The sequence below is a fragment of the Pseudonocardia yunnanensis genome (genome assembly GCF_039534065.1).
GTDB classification, from domain to species: Bacteria; Actinomycetota; Actinomycetes; order Mycobacteriales; family Pseudonocardiaceae; genus Pseudonocardia; species Pseudonocardia yunnanensis.
This window is the reverse complement of sequence record NZ_BAAAUS010000075.1, coordinates 1-813: the sequence shown is the minus strand read 5'-3', so window position 1 is coordinate 813 and position 813 is coordinate 1. Positions and strand designations below refer to the sequence as shown.

Sequence of the window (813 nt, the reverse complement as noted above, 5' to 3'; positions counted from 1 at the left end):
CAACGACAACACAATCCACACGCACTACCGGGGCGCCGCCCGACGGGATCCCGTCAATGATGGCTTACCTCACCCGAGTCCTGAAGATGCCCACGATCGGCAGGTCCTGGGAAGGCCTCGCCGCCCAGGCCCGTGACGAGAACTGGTCCCACGAGGAATACCTGGCCGCGCTGCTGCAACGCCAGGTCGCCGACCGGGAATCCGCCGGCTCGATCATGCGGATCCGCACCGCGCACTTCCCGGCCGTGAAAACCCTCGAAGACTTCAACCTCGATCATCTCCCCTCGCTGCGCCGTGATGTCCTCGCCCATCTCGCCACCGGCACATTCGTCGCGAAAGCCGAAAACGTCATCCTGCTCGGCCCACCCGGAATCGGGAAAACCCACCTCGCGATCGGGCTCGGCGTCAAAGCCACCCAGGCCGGCTACTCCGTACTCTTCGACACCGCCAGCAACTGGATCGCCCGCCTCACCACCGCCCACCACGCCGGAGCACTCGAGACCGAACTGAAAAAGATCCGCCGCTACAAACTGATCATCATCGACGAAGTCGGCTACATCCCCTTCGACCAAGACGCCGCGAACCTGTTCTTCCAACTCATCGCCTCCCGCTACGAACAAGGCTCGGTCATGGTCACCTCGAACCTGCCCTTCGGCCGCTGGGGCGAAACCTTCTCCGACGACATCGTCGCCGCCGCCATGATCGACCGCCTCGTCCACCACGCCGAGGTCCTCACCCTCACCGGCGACTCCTACCGCACCCGCCAACGCCGCGAACTCCTCGCCAAGGACAACCGCGCCGCACGCGACTGAA

1 protein-coding gene is annotated in these 813 nt (G+C 64.7%); it reads left to right on the top strand.

Going from position 1 to position 813, the window contains the following annotated elements:
• A partial coding sequence (gene istB, locus ABD743_RS44320; protein ID WP_344730721.1) for an IS21-like element helper ATPase IstB occupies nt 1-812 on the top strand: 812 nt, incomplete at its 5' end.
• Nucleotide 813 lies beyond the last annotated feature (1 nt).